Raw genomic sequence first — 16104 nt, 5'->3', positions numbered from 1 at the left:
AATGTTGGTAACAGCTGCTGCGGGTATCGTGCTATTGGTTCTGGCTGCGTTTCTGCTGCTGGCGATCGGCAAGCGAACGCCGGCACACCGTAAAATCGCAGCCCTTCCGATGGATGGCATTCGTATGCGCGGACTGATGCCGCTGATGTTGGTGCTTGTAGAACGAATGAGGATTGCTGCACGCTTCCCAATTTTTTTTCATAAACTGCAGTCGTCTGTACAGCGCGGAGAGGGACTGCGAGACAGTGCGGAGCGGACGATGCTGTTTATGGCTCAGATGCTGTTTTACGTCATACTGCTGCTGATTTTCGGCTGCATAATGGCAATTGCCAATGAAGGGTCGGCAGCTTGGCTCGCTATCGGACTTGGGCTTGCAGTAGTTCTTCCATTTGCATTGATTAAGGATCTAGCATCCAAAGTCAAGCAGCGTGAGGAGAAGATTCTGCTCGAACTTCCGGAAATGCTGAACAAGATCATTCTGTTGGTTGGGGCGGGGGAGACAGTACAGCAGGCGATTGTTCGCTGCTCGCAGCAGAAGGAGGGAATCGATCATCCGCTCTACAAGGAGCTCGATCGCATGACCGCTGAATGGCGAAGCGGAGATCCGTTTCATCAGGTGTTCGAACAGTTCGGCAAGCGCTGCGGCGTACAGGAGGCTAGCATTTTTGTAACGACGGTGCTGCTCAACCATAAACGCGGAGGCGGAGAATTTGCTATGGCGCTGAGAGACTTGTCGAGAACGCTCTGGGAAAAGCGGAAGTCGTTGGGACGGATTCAAGGGGAGAAGGCTTCGTCGAAGATGGTATTTCCCATGGTACTGATCCTAGTTGTCGTCATGCTGATGGTTGGGGGACCGGCTATGATGCTGATTCAAATGTAAGAAAATCAAAAACAATCATTTAAGGAGGATTTATCTATGCTGCAAGCAATCGGGAAGAAGTTCAAGGGAGTTTGGAAAGAAGAAGAGGGTCTGGGGACGCTGGAAGTTATTTTAATCATTGGTGTCACGTTGATTATTGCTTTGCTGTTCAAAAAACAAATTACAGAATTAGTGAAAGGCTTGCTTCAAAGTGTAGACACTAAAAGTAAAAGTTTCTTTGAGTAAATAGCTATGAAAGTCTGCAACCGAAGGGTCGTAAAATCAATACTTCACAACACCCAAGGCAGCTTCACTCTCGAGTCCTCGCTCGTCATGCCAATCGTCATGCTCTGCCTCATTATGATCCTGATGCTTTGTCTGTACCTGTACCAGAGCGCCATGCTCGTGCAGGCTTCAGCGATCACATCGGAACGAGCCGCATACAGCTGGAACAATCAGCATAAGGAGGCTCGTACAGGCGGTTTTGAAAAAGGCCAAAATGAAGATCTGTACTGGCGTCTGACTGAAGATCAGCTGCTGTCCGCCTTGTTCAGCGGTCTGGGCGGCGCCGAAGCTTCGGAAACGGTTGCTGTGCCGGGAGGCGGAGGAGCATCGCTCGGTTCCAAAAAGATGGTCAAAGCAGCCGAAGAGCTTCCCGCAGGAATGAACGGCACAATGACGAGTAAACGGGGATTGCTGCATCCGATCAAGACGGTGCTGCACACCCCGCTTTCGCTGACGCCGATCCAGCGTATCGCGGGCAATGAAATGGGTGGTGCGCAGTACTCGACAGTAGTTGAACCGGTCGAGTTTATTCGGAATATTGAGCTGATCCGTTACTATGCGGGCAAGTTCAAAGCCGACAAGGCTGTACCCAACGAGAAAAAAGGCGGAGCAGCTGTTGCCATGACGCCGGAGAATGCCGGAGTCCAGCTAAGCAAGAAAGCGAAGAAATAAAAGAACAATAGAAAATCAACGGAAATCGGGACGCAGAATTGAAAAATAAGCGTCCCGGTTTGGGGGTGAAAATTTGAAAATTCGCTTCAATAAATACCGAAACTGGCATTCGAGCTGGCGGCGTATGAACAAGCCACTCATTTGGAGAAGCGCACGCGGATCGATTACCATTTTCCTGAGTTTGGTGTTGGCTGTTACACTGGCATTCGTAGCTATCTTTATCGACTACTCGCGGATGGCGGCATTAAAAGCTAAGAGCGAGAGGCTGCTGCATGCGGCAACGCGTTCGGTTATGTCGGCATACGTGCCGGAACTGCAGCTCCAGTATGGACTATTCGCTTATGGGAAAACCGATCCTTCATTGATCTTCTCCGGAGTGCTGGAACGCAGTCTGGAGTATAAAGCCAGAGAAGATATGCTGCCGATCTTGGACGCCAAGTTGGTTTCTTCATCGGTAGAACTCAGCCGGGAGCTGGGCGATTATGAAATTTTCAAAGGTCAAATCAACGAAGAAATGAAATACAAGGCTCCAGTCAACTTTGCTATCGAGGTTGTAGGACGGTTTAAACCAATGTCTGAAACGATGAAGGAGACCTCAGCCGCCGTCGAGATCTTGGAGAAGCTGCAGAAGCTGTATGACAAGCGTGAAGCGGAGCTCGACAACATGTTGAAATTGCAGAAGACCGCCGGCAAAAGGACGGACGGTCTGGTTGGGAAGATTGGAACGAACGGCGGAAATGGAATAGCAGACGCCTCGCTAGGTGGGGGGGTAAGGAGCGCGGTCGACATGGCTGCGCAGTATGACGATTACAGGGTGCAGAAACAAAGAGCTTCTTTGGAAGTTCCGCCTCCTGAAACCGATGAAGAGGGAAATCCGGCTCCTGGATTTTTTGAATGGGTTCAACTGCTGGCCAGAATTTCTTCTTATGAATCCGGTTCACAATCTGTGACAGGTCGGATACAGGGAATTATCTCGCGTGCTTTTCCTCCTCATTCAAGCGATATGATCAAAGCCCGGGAACATCTGCATAAAGCTAAAGAGATTAATGGCGAGATGGAAGCCGTTATTGAAGCGATGGGCAACCGCAGCGCGGATAGAGCCTACGATGCGGTCAGGCAATCGAACATTCCGGGAGCGGAAGGAAGACCTGAAGGAGGAGCAGGCGCTGTCCGGGATAACATAAAGGAGCTGCTGTTAAAGCCGGAATTTTTCACTGGAATGGAGCAGCGCATTGCCGGACAGGAAAGCGACTTTTCCCGAATGCAGACGGAGGTTGATCAGCTGCAGCAAAATCTTGGTCAAGCGCTTGGCGATGCCGGAATAGACAGTTATACGTTAAAGCATCTGGTTATCGCCTCCGGACGGGAAGCGGATCGTTATAACGGACGATACGGAAATGGCGGCAGCGTGATACAGGAGATTGAAGAAGAATTCGGAAAACACCGCGTGAATGATGAAGCTCGCAAAAAGGATGAGGCGGACGCCAAAAGCAAACTTAAAGAGGTCAATGAGATTATCAAGTTTTTATCGGAAACCCAGGGACATCACGAAGATTTTCAAACGCTGCAAAAATACTACCAGGAAAATCTTAATTTGAATGGAGGCATCGCTGCCGAAGCGGGGCGGACAAGTATAGAGGAAGATCCGACAGCAGCCGGCAAAGATGCAATGGAAAATATGGATGGGTTTTTCGGAGGAATTGCGGGGATGCTGGATGCGACAGGTGATCGACTGCTGCAAAACGAATATGCTTCCGATCACTTTTCCAATTTCGACTTTTCCAAGATGCAGCAGCTTGCCAAGCCAGGCACGCCGCTTGATGGTTCAGCTGCTGCCGACCTGCTGAGCGTAGCGAATCAGGAGCTGGAGTACATCATTTATGGATTCGGCAACCCTGCCGGTAATATCGCCGCAGCATACGGAGAAATATTTGCTATGCGGGTGGCGATTCGTACAATGGAAGCATTTGCTGATTCGAACGTGTTAGCATTGGTCAATCCGCTTGCAATTCTAGCCAAGGCCGTGCTTCAGGGGATCACTCAGGCGATTATCGACTTAACGATGTTGGCACAACAGGGACATTTAAAACTGGCCAAATCGCTGCCGATCGAGCTGACCTACAAAGATCATCTGCGGCTGTTTTTATTCGCGCATCCCGGCAATGATAATCGTCTATCCCGAATGCTGGCGTTGATCCGCTTCGATACCGGGATCAATCCCGACGAACATTATACATACCTATCTGGTGACGCGTCGATGTCTATTCCGGTCTGGTTTCTGCCGGGAGTTATGAAAACGCTGGGAGTCGGTGAGGGTACATGGGAAGGCCATGCCTACACGGTCGATCTGCAGGCCGATTATTCTTACTGATTCACGGAGGGGCCTATGAAGACAGATCACAATAACAGCTGGCGGGCTGCCGGCGAACGGGGCAGCATCGCTGTAGAGGCGTCGCTTGTCCTGCCTATTTTCCTGCTCACCTTTATCTTCCTCGCTTATATTGTCCAAATGACCGCGTATTCGACCGTACTGCAGACTACTGCTTCCGAAGCGGCAAAGCAGGTGTCTACTCATCTCTATCCGGTTCAGATGGCGGCGGACAATTTGAGTAAAGTCGAGCCTGTATCCAAAGCGCTGCAGGGATTCTCGAAAATTTCATTCAGCGAACTTGCTGCGCAGTATGCTTCTTCGCTTCCCGAACCGATCGGCAAATGGGTTGGAGAAGCGGCGGCCAGAGGCGATCTGCCGCTGCAGTCGCTTAAAGATCAGATGTCTTCGGCAGTACTCGATCCGGTAATCAAGCCTCTGCTGCAGCCGCTGATAGCGGACGGGCCGCTCGATATGGATAAGCTCCATGTGATCGGTATCACGATACCTACAACCGGCGGGAGCAATCAGCCTTATTTTGGTGTAGAGCTGTCTTACGAACTTCCGCTCAAAGTCCCTTTTACAGGCAAGGTGTTATCGATCCGCGCCAAAGCGGAAGAAAGAGCCTGGATCGGAGATACCGGGGAAAAAGTTGCCGTCTCGGCAGATGCAGGGAAAGCGGCAGGAGGTTCGGCGACCATTACTTCCGTACCCGATCCTGCTTATCCAGGGACCAGAGCGACGGTTACTGCCAAAGTCCAGCCCGGTCAAACTGCAATGATCAAAGTCGTGTATAAAAGCGGCCAGAGTAAGGCACGCTATCTGGGACGGCAGACGGCAGACGCCTCAGGGAATCTCTCTTGGACTTGGTTGGTCGGCGGAAATACAACACCTGGGGAATGGACGCTGGTGGTCGAGGTGGATGGAGGGACGGCGGCTGAAGCAACGTTCCAAGTTCAGAAGAGTAAGTAGGTGGAAAGCTTGATTTGAAAGACATGCCATAGCGTCGGCGATACCGCGGATCGGAACCGTACAATATCTGCTTCGGTCCGGTATCGCGGACGTTGAGGCAGCTGCTATAGCTATAATTTCAATATTTGAGACATACAGAAAAAGAAATGAGGGGACGAAAGATGCACGACATTCTGCCTTATCTCGGCTGCGGCTGCTTTTTGACAGCAGCGTTTATGACCGATATCCGTACCCGAAAAATTCCTAATCCGCTTAATTTGTTGTTTGCAGCCAGCGGCTTTCTGTATCAAGGAGCTGCTCACGGACTCGACGGTCTCCTGTTTGCGCTAAAAGGCTGCGCCGCCGGATTCATTGTCCTGTTCATTCTGTATTTGTTAGGTGCGGTAGGTGCAGGAGATGTTAAGCTGTTTGCAGGAATTGGTGCTTGGACGGGAGTCCTGTTTACTGCGCAAACTTTGCTGTATTCGATTCTGTTTGCAGGGGTCATTGGACTGGGCATTTTGTGTTGGCGGCGCGAAGGAGCACGCCGGATCAAGAAAATCTTTAGCAGTTTCACTGGAGTGTTCATGTTCCGCAGCCTTACACCACTGACTTCGGACAGAGTCAATCATCTGACGTTTCCGTTTATGTGGGCGGTTCTGCCCGGCGCGCTGGTCGGATACTTCTATATGTACTAAGGAGGGTTGGACGTGGAGGATTTTGTTACGGATTTCATACAAAAAGATACGACTTATATGGTGATCAAAAGCAAACAGAAATTAGGCGGAGAACGTTTGAATCGGGTTCAGGTCAAAATGCTGGCTTCTTCAAATGTACCGCATGTACTTGATCTGCATGTACGAGAGGTAGATGCGGAAGCAGAACTGCACTATAACATCGGCGGTAAAAGAATGCTGTCGACCTGCATGAAAACGGAAAAGATTACTTTAGTCGAATATTATGCGCTGCTGCTGCAAATTGTCACGGCGCTTGAATATGGTATGACCTATATGCTGAATCCAAACGGATTTTTGCTGAAGGAAAACTATATGTTCGTAGATGGGCCGCTGTCGGAAGGAACGATCTATTTGACCTACCTGCCTCTTAACAAAACGGCAGAAATCGCTCCGATCAGAGAACGAATCGGTGGACTGGCTTCGCGCTGGATGACAACGATAGATGATCTGCGCGGAAGCGGAGTTCAGCGAATCCTGCAAATGTGCGAACAGCCTTCATTTTCGCTTCAGGCTCTGAAGAGCCTGCTGATCGGTCTGCTGGCCGGCAGCGGTAAACGAACTACAGGAGGACTGGAAGCTGCAGGTGCAGCCGCGCCCAAGCCGTTCCCGCCGATGGAAAATTATTCGGAAACCCGAGGTGGGGGGGACGGAGGAAACGGCGGATATGAATCATGGACAAGCAGGCCACCGGAACGTACTTCTGCCGAATCATTCTCTCAGGCATTCCCTCAGGCATCACCCGAAGGCGAAGAACAAATAACCGAACGCCGGAAGCCGATGGGCAGTACACTTTGGCAAAAAGGAGAAGGCAGCGGACAAAGAAAACTACAAAATAGGCCAAATCCAGCGGCAGAACCCGCAGAGGAAGGAGCCGAGGAGAACAAAAACGGCAGACTTGTCGCTCCGCTGATCAGTCTGCTGCTCCTGGCTGTATTGTGGAAGATGCTGTATTTGGAAAATCCGAGTAAAATCGCTCTGTTGATCTGCGTTGTAGCGACTCCCCTGCTGCTTGTTTTCGCTTACTTGGGCTGGACGCGGAAGTTAAAATTCGGTGGCCGCAGAGTCGAGCGTCTTCAGGAGGAAGAAGAAGCGGCCGCTCTGGAATCTTCTTGGCAGGAACCAAAAGAGGTGAAGGGGCATCGCATGTCTTACGGGGTACAGCAAAATGGAAGAAGCTCGGCGATAGATGAGTCTTTGGGCGCGGCTAAAAAGTGGGGAATGCAAAGCTCGCCACAACCGGAGGTACAGGAGCGTCATATTCCGAGTTTTCTTAGACCGGCGTCTTCTTACGATAGAGAACCTAGTGAGGGACGTTACGCGATGACTGATTCGGCAGTAAGCGGCATGCAGATGCAAATTGAGGAGCATCTGATGCCGGCTGCCGCAGGAGGGACTGGAATTCTGGCAGCCCCGGCTGCTCAACCGACTGTGCTTCTTGACGGGGACCGTGGAGCAGCAGCATCCGCAAATATGGCAGGCGTATCTGCTGTAACGACGAGTTACCGATTGGAGCGTCTGGAAAGCGGGTCGCTTCCGAAAAGTATCAGCCTGCCATTAGGCAGTTTTACAATCGGACGATCGGATGAAGTGTCTCAGCATATCGAAACGGCTGTCGGTATTTCCCGTGCGCATGTAGAGCTGGAGCTTTCGGAGGGTCAGTGCCTGATCAAAGATATCGGTTCGCGCAACGGAACGTTTTTGAATGAAGAAGCACTCACGCCTTACAAAGCTTATGAGCTGCATGAAGGCGATACATTCAAAATCGCGGGAATCTCATATACGCTGCGCTGCGGGTAATGAAGAAACTGCATTTGTGGAAAGAAACAAACAAGTCCGTTCAGATTCAACTCTGAGCCGGACTTTTTTCGATCTTCTGTTGTTCAATTGTTCAAACAAAGCTATAAACAAAACCACAACAAATAAAGCTGCAAGCAAATTATTTCCGCTCCAAATCCCGTACTGCTTCCTCTACATACGGATGCTTGAACGTAAACCCCGCCTGCTTCGCAGCTGCCGGAACTACGTGCTGGCCGCCAGTTACGACTAATGACATTTCACCGAGTACCGTTTTCATCAGCACAGCTGGAACCGGGAACCAGTGCGGGCGACCGACCGTTCCGCCAATGACTCGGCCCAGCTCGTCTTGAGTGACGGCATTCGGCGAAGCGGCGTTGACGGGTCCCGAAATATCCGGATGGGTCAGACAGAATTCGAACAGCGCAGTCAGATCGTCGATATGAATCCAAGACATCCACTGCTTTCCGCTGCCCAAACGTCCGCCGCCCATCAATTTGTAAGGCAGCTTGAGCATCGGATAAACGCCGGCTTCCCGGCCCAGTACTAATCCGATCCGCATTTTGACCAGTCTGACTTCCGGCATCTTTTCGATGTCGTCCGCCGCCGCTTCCCATTTGATGGACAGCTGCGACGGGAAATCATCTCCGCCGGGAGGAGAGGTTTCATCGAAGACTGCCGTTTCCGACGTCCCATAGATGCCGATCGCGGATGCTTGAACAAATACGGCCGGCGGTTTATCCAGCGCTTGAACCGCCTCCGTCAACTGACGAGTCGATTCCAGCCGGGAACGTTCCATTTCCGCTTTGGCCTGCTCCGTCCAGCGCTGACTGATCGAAGAACCGGTGAGATTGACGATACCGTCGCAGTCCGCGAGCAAAGTAGGATCGTGTCCAATCTCGTCCCAGGTGAGGGTGTGCGGCCCGGAAGAACCCTTTTCCTCCGCCGGTCTGCGGGAAATGACAATCACTTCGTGCCCTGAGTGAATCAGTCTTTCCGTCAACTTCTGTCCGATAAATCCTGTTCCTCCGCCGATTGCAATCTTCATTCCGTTCCTCCTTGGGCGGAAACCGCATTGCTCCCGCATTCTTTTTCTACATTATATAGGAAACGTTCCTCGAATGCTTCTTGGCTGCGCGTTCAGCTCTGCTTCATCTAGGCTCTAATTTATGTTCTAATCTATGCTCTAATCTATGTTTTCATCTGCGCTCTAATTTATGCTTTCATTGCTGCTCTAATCCAACTTCGGTTCCGACCTTTCTCTGTTTTTGAATCGGCTTCTTTCAAACGCCCTTTCAATCAGTTGTCATTACGTTCCATTAGAAATCGATTTCGTATAGAGCAATAATGAAGCCGGCTGTTTTGCTTTGTCTCTTTCTTGATGGATCGGCACTTAATCATGGATTTCTTGCCCGCTTCACGTTAAAATGAGACAAGGTTTGGATGGCTGCCTGATCGAAGAGCTTGGACAAGCTTTCGGAAAAAGAAGGCGGCCGCAGACAAAGAGGAGGATGAAACATGCTTAAAATCGGCTCCCACGTGTCCTTTTCGGACAAGGGATTGGTGAGCGCGGCGAACGAAGCGAACGGCTACGGCTCGACTTCGTTCATGATATATACCGGCGCTCCGCAGAATACGCGGCGCAAGCCTATGGAAACGATGAATATTGAAGAAGGCCTCAAGCTGATGGAACAGAACGGAGTGCCCGAGATCGTCGTGCACGCACCGTACATCGTTAACCTGGGTTCTTACAAAGATCATACGTACGAGCTGGGCGTCAGCTTTTTGCAGGAAGAAATTCGCCGCACGCATGCAATTGGCACCAAGCAGATCGTACTGCACCCGGGCGCTTTTACAGATAAGGACGTCGAATACGGCATCGAACGTATCGCAGCCGGTTTGACGGAAGTTCTGAACGGCGTTCAGGAGACGGATGTGAATATCGCGCTTGAAACGATGGCGGGCAAAGGCACGGAAGTCGGCCGCTCGTTCGAGGAACTGGCACGCATTATCGAGAAAGTACCGAATAACGAACGCCTCAGCGTCTGCATGGATACATGTCACATTCATGATGCCGGTTACGATGTCGCAGGCGATTTCGACGGTGTCCTGGAGCAGTTTGATCGCATCTTGGGACTGGATCGGATCGGCGTGATGCATATTAACGACAGCAAAAATCCGGTCGGAGCGAAAAAAGACCGCCATACGCCGATCGGTGCAGGCTGGATCGGATTTGACGCCATCAACAAGGTCGTCAATCATTCGTCGCTTCAGCATCTGCCGTTTATTTTGGAAACACCGTGGATCGGCAAAGACGTCAAAACGCAGCGTCCGATGTACGAGATCGAAATTGCACTGCTGCGCGGCAACGTGAGAGAGCGATTCGGCACAGGATTTGCGGAAGACGTCGAGAAGCTGCATAAGTTTTTCGCGTCGCAGGACATCGATCCACGATCCTTCACGCTGGATATCTGGTCGGTGCTGAAAAACGATGCAAAAGCGAAAAAGGCCGATCCGCGCGAACCGCTTGAGCGGCTGTACGATCTGGCGCTGGAAGCGGCAGTGCTGCCGAACGCGTCCGAAGAGGATCTCAACAAGCGTCTGATTGCCGTGCTGGCGGGCAAAGACGCGCTGGCGAGCTTCTAATACGGCGGCATTCTATAGAATCCGGGCCGTATGTGTTATTTATAATGAACGATAAGAATTTAAAAAGCGTATGAGAGTGAAGCCGGCAGATTTGCGCAAATAGACATTGTGCAGTCTGCCGGACCATTTCTTCGTGCGACACGTCAACAAGACCGATAGGTACAATTGTCGCGTCTGTATATAAGGAGGATTTTGGAATCATGGAGCAACACGTCAAAACTGCGGGTTCCGCAGGTCAGCAGCAGCCGAAAAATCGGGCTCGCATGCTTATTTCATGCCCGGACGGTCCAGGAATCGTCTCAGCGGTATCGCGCTTCCTGTTCGATCATGGAGCGAATATCGTACAATCCGACCAATATACGATGGATCCGGACGGCGGCATGTTCTTTATGCGAATTGAGTTCGATCTCGAAGAATTGAGCGAAAAACTGCCTAAGCTCGAGTCCGATTTTGCGGAGATTGCAGAACGCTTTTCGATGGATTGGAACATCTACCGGGCGGCGAAAAAGAAAAAACTCGCTATCTTCGTCTCGAAAGAAGATCACTGTCTGGTCGAACTGCTCTGGCAGTGGCAGGCGGGCGACCTGGACGCGGAAATCGCGGTCGTTGTCAGCAATCATCCGGATATGCGGGAGTACGTTGAATCGTTCGGCATTGAATACCGCCATATTCCGGTTACCAAAGAAAACAAGCCTGAAGCGGAGCGTCAGCAGCTTGAGGCAGTGGGAGACGATATCGATCTGATCGTACTGGCACGTTATATGCAGATCGTTTCGCCGTATTTTATCGAGAACTACCGGAATCGGATTATCAATATTCACCATTCCTTCCTGCCGGCGTTCGTTGGCGGCAAACCTTATGCTCAAGCGTATGACCGGGGTGTCAAGATCATCGGTGCAACCGCGCATTATGTGACGGAAGAGCTGGACGGAGGTCCGATCATCGAACAGGACGTGCAGCGGGTCAGCCATCGAGACGATGTGCCGGAGCTTAAGCGGATCGGCCGGACAATCGAGCGTGTTGTATTGGCGCGTGCGGTTAAATGGCATGCGGAAGACCGTATTCTGGTGCATCATAACAAGACGGTCGTCTTCAATTAATAGGAATTATATAGATTTCGTAACAAAAGACTTCCGGGAGGCGTCTTAGTAAGGGGACATCCGGGCAGTCGATTCCAATTGCATTTCACAGCCAAAATGGCGCAATATCCGGCCTGTTGAACTCTCAACAGGCCGCTGTCGTTGTCCGGGATGTAAATTTTATCTAAAAAAGGTTTAAATGCTTACGAAACGAAAGGAGAATACTATGTTTGCATGGGGAAAGCGCACAGGCAAAAAAAGTATGGCGCTGATGCAAGTGCTTATACTGATTGCAGTAATGCTGCCGATTCTGCCGGTTGGCGCGAACGCTGCCGGAAACTCCGCAGAAGGCGGGTTAAGAGTAGCCACCGAATTCGGTTACGGAGGCAAAGTTAATGAAGGTCGAATGAATCCGCTCAAGGTCACACTGACGAGCGACCGGGATTTGACCGGCGATCTAGTTGTGCAGATCACACCGCAGAACGGAATGGGAGAAAGTACATATGTGCGCCGCGTCGAGCTTCCTGCCGGGACGGCGAAAGAAGTGACAATCGCGGTGCCGGGCGGTTCGTATTCCCGGAATACGAGCATGCTGCGATTTTATCCGGGTTCGATAGAAAAAGGAGATTCCCTTCCCTTCAGAGAGGGACGTGCTTATCTGACGAGCTCTACCCAATACGGCGGAATCGTGGGCGTGCTGGCTTCCGATCCCGATACGATGAATTTCTTGAGTCTGCTGCAGGGCAGCGGACAGATTGTCAGTATCATTCCGCTAGAAGCAGACGATATTAGCGAAAATCCGATGATGCTGGACGGCCTGGATGTGCTCGTCATGAACGATTTTGCTTCCGATACGCTGAGCGAAGCGCAGCTTGAAGCTATTCGTTCTTGGATAAACAGCGGAGGCTCGCTGGTGCTGGGCGGCGGTGCCGGTTATGGGAAAACGGCTGCCGGACTGGAAGATCTGTCCCCGGTTGAAGTCACAGGCGGAACGGAATCCGTATCGGCTGCACCGTTGGCTTCGGGCGGAGGAGGCAAAGAGCTTCCTGCAGATGCATCGATTACAGCTGCCAAAGCTTCTGTAAAGCCAGAGGCCGAAGTGCGCTATAGTTCCGGTCAGCTTCCGCTGATCGCTTCGATGCAGGCACAGTCGGGCAGAGTCTGGTATGCCGCTTACGATCTTTCCCTGGAACCTCTGTCTTCTTGGGCAGGCAGCGCTTCGCTGTGGGGTAAGCTGCTTCTGAACCCATTGAATGTCAGCATACCCGGTGGAGGAATGTATGGTTCGTCGTTCAACTCCAATCTGTACAACCTCTCGTATATACTCGATTATTTCCCTTCGCTGCATATGCCGAAGCTGAGCATTCTTGTCTGGATGCTGCTGATCTATGTGGTAATTGTGGCTCCGCTACTCTATCTGGTGCTGCGCAAATTCGACAAACGCGAATGGGCTTGGGTGTTTATTCCGCTCGTTGCCGTCATATCCAGCGCAGCGATCTACATGGCCGGTTCGTCGGATAAAACGAAAGAGCTCGCGCATACATTGAGTTATGTGACGCTGAATGGAGAAGGCGAAGGAATTCGGAAAAGCGCAACTGCGCTGTTTGTACCGAGTGCCGGCAATTATACGGTGGATTTTCCGGCCGGTACGCAGCTGACGATGATGAACAATGACGGCTGGATGGTTAACAACGGAGGAGTCAGCGGCGAACTGAAAAATTATGTGCGTCAAGAAAATGATGCCGTACAGCTTCGTCTTGGCGGAATGCCCTACTGGTCGGTCTCCAAATTCAATGTCGAAGAACCGGGCAATGTTGAAACGGGTAAATTGGACTCCCAACTGTCGGTCGACGAGCAGGGAACGATTACGGGCAGCATAGTGAACGACACCGGTGTTCGTCTTACCGATGCAGGACTTGTAGCTGGCGGAAAATTGTACAAGCTGGGTACGCTTGAGCCTGGCGCCGAAGCTTCGCTTGGCAAAGGGATGTCGCTGTCGGGAGGTTATTACGATATCGGCAGCTACTTGTTCGCAAATCAGACATCGGTGAACGATCCTTATGTCCGTCAGCGTTCAATGGTGCAAAATATTCCGATTCCAACAGGCGGAGGGGTACAGAACTCGTTCCTGATCGCTTTTTCGGAAGACTCCAAGGATACGTTGAGCGTGGGCGGGAAGACGGTTGCCAATGACCGTCTGAGCATGTATACGCAGGCGATCTCGGTCGACCTTGTACAGGACGGAGCCATCAACATCCCTTACGGCTACATAGGGGGTTCGATTATCCATACCAATACAACACAGGTTTCGGACGATGGGTCGGGACGGATCAGCGCTTCTCCGGGCAGCATGACGCTGGGGTATTCACTTCCGAATCCGGGGAAAGCGGAGTACGAACAGCTTGATATCCGCCTTACGGAAGGTCAATCACAGACGACAACGTTTGAAATCTGGAACGAAACCGAAGGCGAATGGGAAGCGATAAGTTGGAAAAACGGAGGCGCTGCGGCTTCGTATACAAACGCGGCAGACTATGTGGCAGACGACTTGGTACAAATCCGTGTAAGGGTGAACGCTTGGACGAACATGGTGCTGCCGGAAATCAAGCTGAAAGGAGCGGTGCAGTCATGATCGAGATCAAGGAGCTAAGCAAGCGCTATGGCAGTTTTCAAGCGCTCGATAATATCAGCATGAGTATTGATTCGGGAACAGTATTCGGCTTTGTCGGTCCCAACGGGGCAGGCAAGTCGACGACTATGTCCATTCTGGCGACACTGCTGCTGCCGGATTCGGGTGCTGCAAGGGTTAGCGGTTACGATGTGACCCGGCATCCGAAAGAAGTACGGCGCCGTATCGGCTATATGCCCGATTTCTTCGGAGTATACGATCGCTTCAAGACGGATGAGTATCTGCATTTCTACGGAGCGAGCTATGGCATTGCACGGACAGAGCGGGAAAAGCTGATTCCGCAGCTGCTGGAGCTGGTCAATTTATCGGACAAAAAAGAATCTTATGTAGACGGATTATCGCGCGGGATGAAGCAGCGTCTGTGTCTGGCGCGCAGTCTGGTACACGATCCGGAAGTGTTGATTCTCGACGAACCAGCCTCCGGACTTGATCCGCGGGCGCGAATCGAGATGCGGGAAATTCTCAAAGAGCTAAAGCGAATGGGCAAAACGATTATCATTTCCTCGCACATTTTGCCGGAGCTGGCGGAAATGGTGGACGAGATCGGTGTGATCGAGCACGGCCGGATGGTTGCTCAGGGAAAAGTCGCCGATATTCAAAGCCGGATGCGGGTTAACCGGGTTCTGCATATTCGTACGCTAGGGCGTCAGGATGAACTGGCGGAGCGTTTGCGGGACGAAGAGCATGTCAGCCGGGTGCTCAGCGATGCCAACGGCATTCAGGTGCATTTCAGCGGCCAAGATGCCGAACAAATGAAGCTGCTGCGCCGTATTCTGGAATGGGAATACGAAGTCGTGTCCTTCAACGAAGCGCAGACCAATCTTGAGGACGTCTTCCTCGAAATTACGAAGGGAGGGGCTGCGACATGAACTTGAAAAACAAAAGCGGGGAAGGCAGAAGTTTGTGGATCAATCCGGTGCTGGACAAAGAGTTCCGGCTGCGGATGCGTACGCCGCGCTCTTTTATCGCGCTGCTGGCCTATATTCTGATACTGGGGCTTCTCGCGATCGGATTTATCTATGTAACCATGGGGCTGCAGAATCAGCAGTCCGGCATGCGCTTCGACCCGTCGACGAGCCGAGTTTTATTTTATGTGCTCAGTATTGCGCAGCTTGTGCTGATCGCTTTTATGACACCGGCGTTAACGGCCGGCGTCATCAGCGGTGAACGGGAGAAGCAGACGCTCAACATCCTGCTGACGACCCAGCAGAGTTCGTCCGCGATCGTACTGAGCAAGCTGGTTTCTTCGCTGGCGTTCATGGTCCTGATCGTGTTAGCGACGCTGCCGATTTACAGTATTGTGTTCCTGTACGGCGGGATCTCTCCGACACAGCTGTCGCTTGTCTTCCTGTTCTATCTGTTTACGATGCTGCTGCTTGGATCGCTGGGCATTATGTGTTCGACGCTGTTCAAGCGCACAATTGTCTCGGTCATTATGACGTACGGAATGACCATGTTCATCTTCGCGGTGACTGGAGTAGCCTACCTTCTGTTCCTGGCCATCGTGCAGCAGTCGGCCTACAGCCCGGGCATGGTACCTCCGAAATATTCCTGGGTCGGATTTATTCTGGGGCTGAATCCGGCCGGTGCTCTGGTTAGTATTTTCGAGCCCGGTATTTCGAGACAAGCCTTTCTCGTAAACAGCGGCAATCTGCAGGATAAAGCACCGATTGCGCTCTGGTTGGAATTTCTGCTGGTATATGCAGTTGTTATTGTCGGCGCTCTATGGATCGCGATCCGGCGTATTCGGCCGGTTCGGCGCAAACGCAAGGAAGATATTTCTACGTCTGCGGAAGAAGGAATTCCAAGCGGGGAGATTGCGGAGATGACACCGTCGGGAAACGGGAAGAACAGCAAGTAGTTGTTGATAAAGTTGGCATTCAAAAAGCCAGTATTCGAGAAGTTGACATTCGAGTGCTTATCATTCGGGAAGTTATTGTCAGCGGAAGGTCATGATTTGAAAAGCTGCTGTTCGTATTTTTTGCGCGGCAGTTCCCGAATAGAAAAATAAATTTTGCCTGCGC

Annotated in this window: 13 protein-coding genes; 12 read left to right on the top strand and 1 reads right to left on the bottom strand. The window is 51.5% G+C overall.

All coding sequences use genetic code 11. The annotated features are described in order from the left end of the window. Position 1: 1 nt before the first annotated feature. From F456_RS0104930 to F456_RS0104900, 7 genes are all read left to right on the top strand, one after another. Positions 2-880 carry a type II secretion system F family protein gene (locus tag F456_RS0104930; protein ID WP_018975891.1) on the top strand — a complete coding sequence of 293 codons (879 nt, stop codon included), beginning with the start codon at positions 2-4 and terminating at the stop codon, positions 878-880. A 36-nt stretch (positions 881-916) separates the two neighbouring features. Further along, the gene (locus F456_RS0104925) at positions 917-1105 is read left to right on the top strand and encodes a Flp1 family type IVb pilin (RefSeq protein ID WP_018975890.1); all 189 of its coding nucleotides are present in this window, start codon (positions 917-919) and stop codon (positions 1103-1105) included. An 87-nt stretch (positions 1106-1192) separates the two neighbouring features. After that, complete coding sequence (locus tag F456_RS0104920; RefSeq protein ID WP_018975889.1) at positions 1193-1816, top strand: hypothetical protein; 624 nt, start codon at positions 1193-1195, stop codon at positions 1814-1816. A 124-nt stretch (positions 1817-1940) separates the two neighbouring features. Continuing rightward, the gene (locus F456_RS0104915) at positions 1941-4187 is read left to right on the top strand and encodes a DUF5702 domain-containing protein (protein ID WP_157059996.1); all 2247 of its coding nucleotides are present in this window, start codon (positions 1941-1943) and stop codon (positions 4185-4187) included. Between the two features lie 15 nt (positions 4188-4202). Continuing rightward, positions 4203-5156 carry a TadE/TadG family type IV pilus assembly protein gene (locus F456_RS0104910; protein ID WP_018975887.1) on the top strand — a complete coding sequence of 318 codons (954 nt, stop codon included), beginning with the start codon at positions 4203-4205 and terminating at the stop codon, positions 5154-5156. A gap of 161 nt (positions 5157-5317) precedes the next feature. Continuing rightward, positions 5318-5833: an A24 family peptidase gene (locus tag F456_RS0104905; protein ID WP_018975886.1), complete on the top strand. Its 516-nt coding sequence runs from the start codon at positions 5318-5320 to the stop codon at positions 5831-5833. A 12-nt stretch (positions 5834-5845) separates the two neighbouring features. After that, the gene (locus tag F456_RS0104900) at positions 5846-7669 is read left to right on the top strand and encodes a DUF6382 and FHA domain-containing protein (protein WP_018975885.1); all 1824 of its coding nucleotides are present in this window, start codon (positions 5846-5848) and stop codon (positions 7667-7669) included. A gap of 139 nt (positions 7670-7808) precedes the next feature. On the opposite strand, the gene F456_RS0104895 is transcribed toward F456_RS0104900, so the two are convergent. Continuing rightward, complete coding sequence (locus F456_RS0104895; protein WP_018975884.1) at positions 7809-8714, bottom strand: TIGR01777 family oxidoreductase; 906 nt, start codon at positions 8712-8714, stop codon at positions 7809-7811. 470 nt (positions 8715-9184) lie between these two features. Between F456_RS0104895 and F456_RS0104890 the strand changes: the two genes are divergently transcribed. The 5 genes from F456_RS0104890 (at position 9185) to F456_RS0104870 (ending at position 15941) form a co-directional block, all read left to right on the top strand. Next, positions 9185-10312 carry a deoxyribonuclease IV gene (locus F456_RS0104890; protein ID WP_018975883.1) on the top strand — a complete coding sequence of 376 codons (1128 nt, stop codon included), beginning with the start codon at positions 9185-9187 and terminating at the stop codon, positions 10310-10312. Positions 10313-10512: 200 nt separating this feature from the next. Further along, a complete protein-coding gene (gene purU, locus F456_RS0104885; RefSeq protein ID WP_018975882.1) occupies positions 10513-11412 on the top strand; it encodes a formyltetrahydrofolate deformylase in 900 nt (299 codons plus the stop codon). A gap of 205 nt (positions 11413-11617) precedes the next feature. Then, positions 11618-14023, top strand: coding sequence for a DUF7408 domain-containing protein (locus tag F456_RS0104880; RefSeq protein WP_018975881.1), 2406 nt, complete (start codon positions 11618-11620; stop codon positions 14021-14023). Beyond that, positions 14020-14949, top strand: coding sequence for an ABC transporter ATP-binding protein (locus F456_RS0104875; RefSeq protein ID WP_018975880.1), 930 nt, complete (start codon positions 14020-14022; stop codon positions 14947-14949). The genes F456_RS0104880 and F456_RS0104875 overlap by 4 nt, the downstream gene beginning before the upstream one ends. Further along, positions 14946-15941 carry an ABC transporter permease gene (locus tag F456_RS0104870; protein ID WP_018975879.1) on the top strand — a complete coding sequence of 332 codons (996 nt, stop codon included), beginning with the start codon at positions 14946-14948 and terminating at the stop codon, positions 15939-15941. The genes F456_RS0104875 and F456_RS0104870 overlap by 4 nt, the downstream gene beginning before the upstream one ends. Positions 15942-16104 lie beyond the last annotated feature (163 nt).

Source organism: Saccharibacillus kuerlensis DSM 22868 (genome assembly GCF_000378145.1).
Taxonomy (GTDB): Bacteria; Bacillota; Bacilli; order Paenibacillales; family Paenibacillaceae; genus Saccharibacillus; species Saccharibacillus kuerlensis.
The sequence above is the reverse complement of the archived record's forward strand: the minus strand, read 5'-3'. Positions and strand labels throughout refer to the sequence as shown.

Coding starts and splice junctions, on each gene's coding strand:
- F456_RS0104930 (WP_018975891.1), top strand. CDS start 2: ATGTTGGTAACAGCTGCTGCGGGTATCGTGCTATTGGTTCTGGCTGCG.
- F456_RS0104925 (WP_018975890.1), top strand. CDS start 917: ATGCTGCAAGCAATCGGGAAGAAGTTCAAGGGAGTTTGGAAAGAAGAA.
- F456_RS0104920 (WP_018975889.1), top strand. CDS start 1,193: ATGCCAATCGTCATGCTCTGCCTCATTATGATCCTGATGCTTTGTCTG.
- F456_RS0104915 (WP_157059996.1), top strand. CDS start 1,941: ATGAACAAGCCACTCATTTGGAGAAGCGCACGCGGATCGATTACCATT.
- F456_RS0104910 (WP_018975887.1), top strand. CDS start 4,203: ATGAAGACAGATCACAATAACAGCTGGCGGGCTGCCGGCGAACGGGGC.
- F456_RS0104905 (WP_018975886.1), top strand. CDS start 5,318: ATGCACGACATTCTGCCTTATCTCGGCTGCGGCTGCTTTTTGACAGCA.
- F456_RS0104895 (WP_018975884.1), bottom strand. CDS start 8,714: ATGAAGATTGCAATCGGCGGAGGAACAGGATTTATCGGACAGAAGTTG.
- F456_RS0104890 (WP_018975883.1), top strand. CDS start 9,185: ATGCTTAAAATCGGCTCCCACGTGTCCTTTTCGGACAAGGGATTGGTG.
- purU (WP_018975882.1), top strand. CDS start 10,513: ATGGAGCAACACGTCAAAACTGCGGGTTCCGCAGGTCAGCAGCAGCCG.
- F456_RS0104880 (WP_018975881.1), top strand. CDS start 11,618: ATGTTTGCATGGGGAAAGCGCACAGGCAAAAAAAGTATGGCGCTGATG.
- F456_RS0104875 (WP_018975880.1), top strand. CDS start 14,020: ATGATCGAGATCAAGGAGCTAAGCAAGCGCTATGGCAGTTTTCAAGCG.
- F456_RS0104870 (WP_018975879.1), top strand. CDS start 14,946: ATGAACTTGAAAAACAAAAGCGGGGAAGGCAGAAGTTTGTGGATCAAT.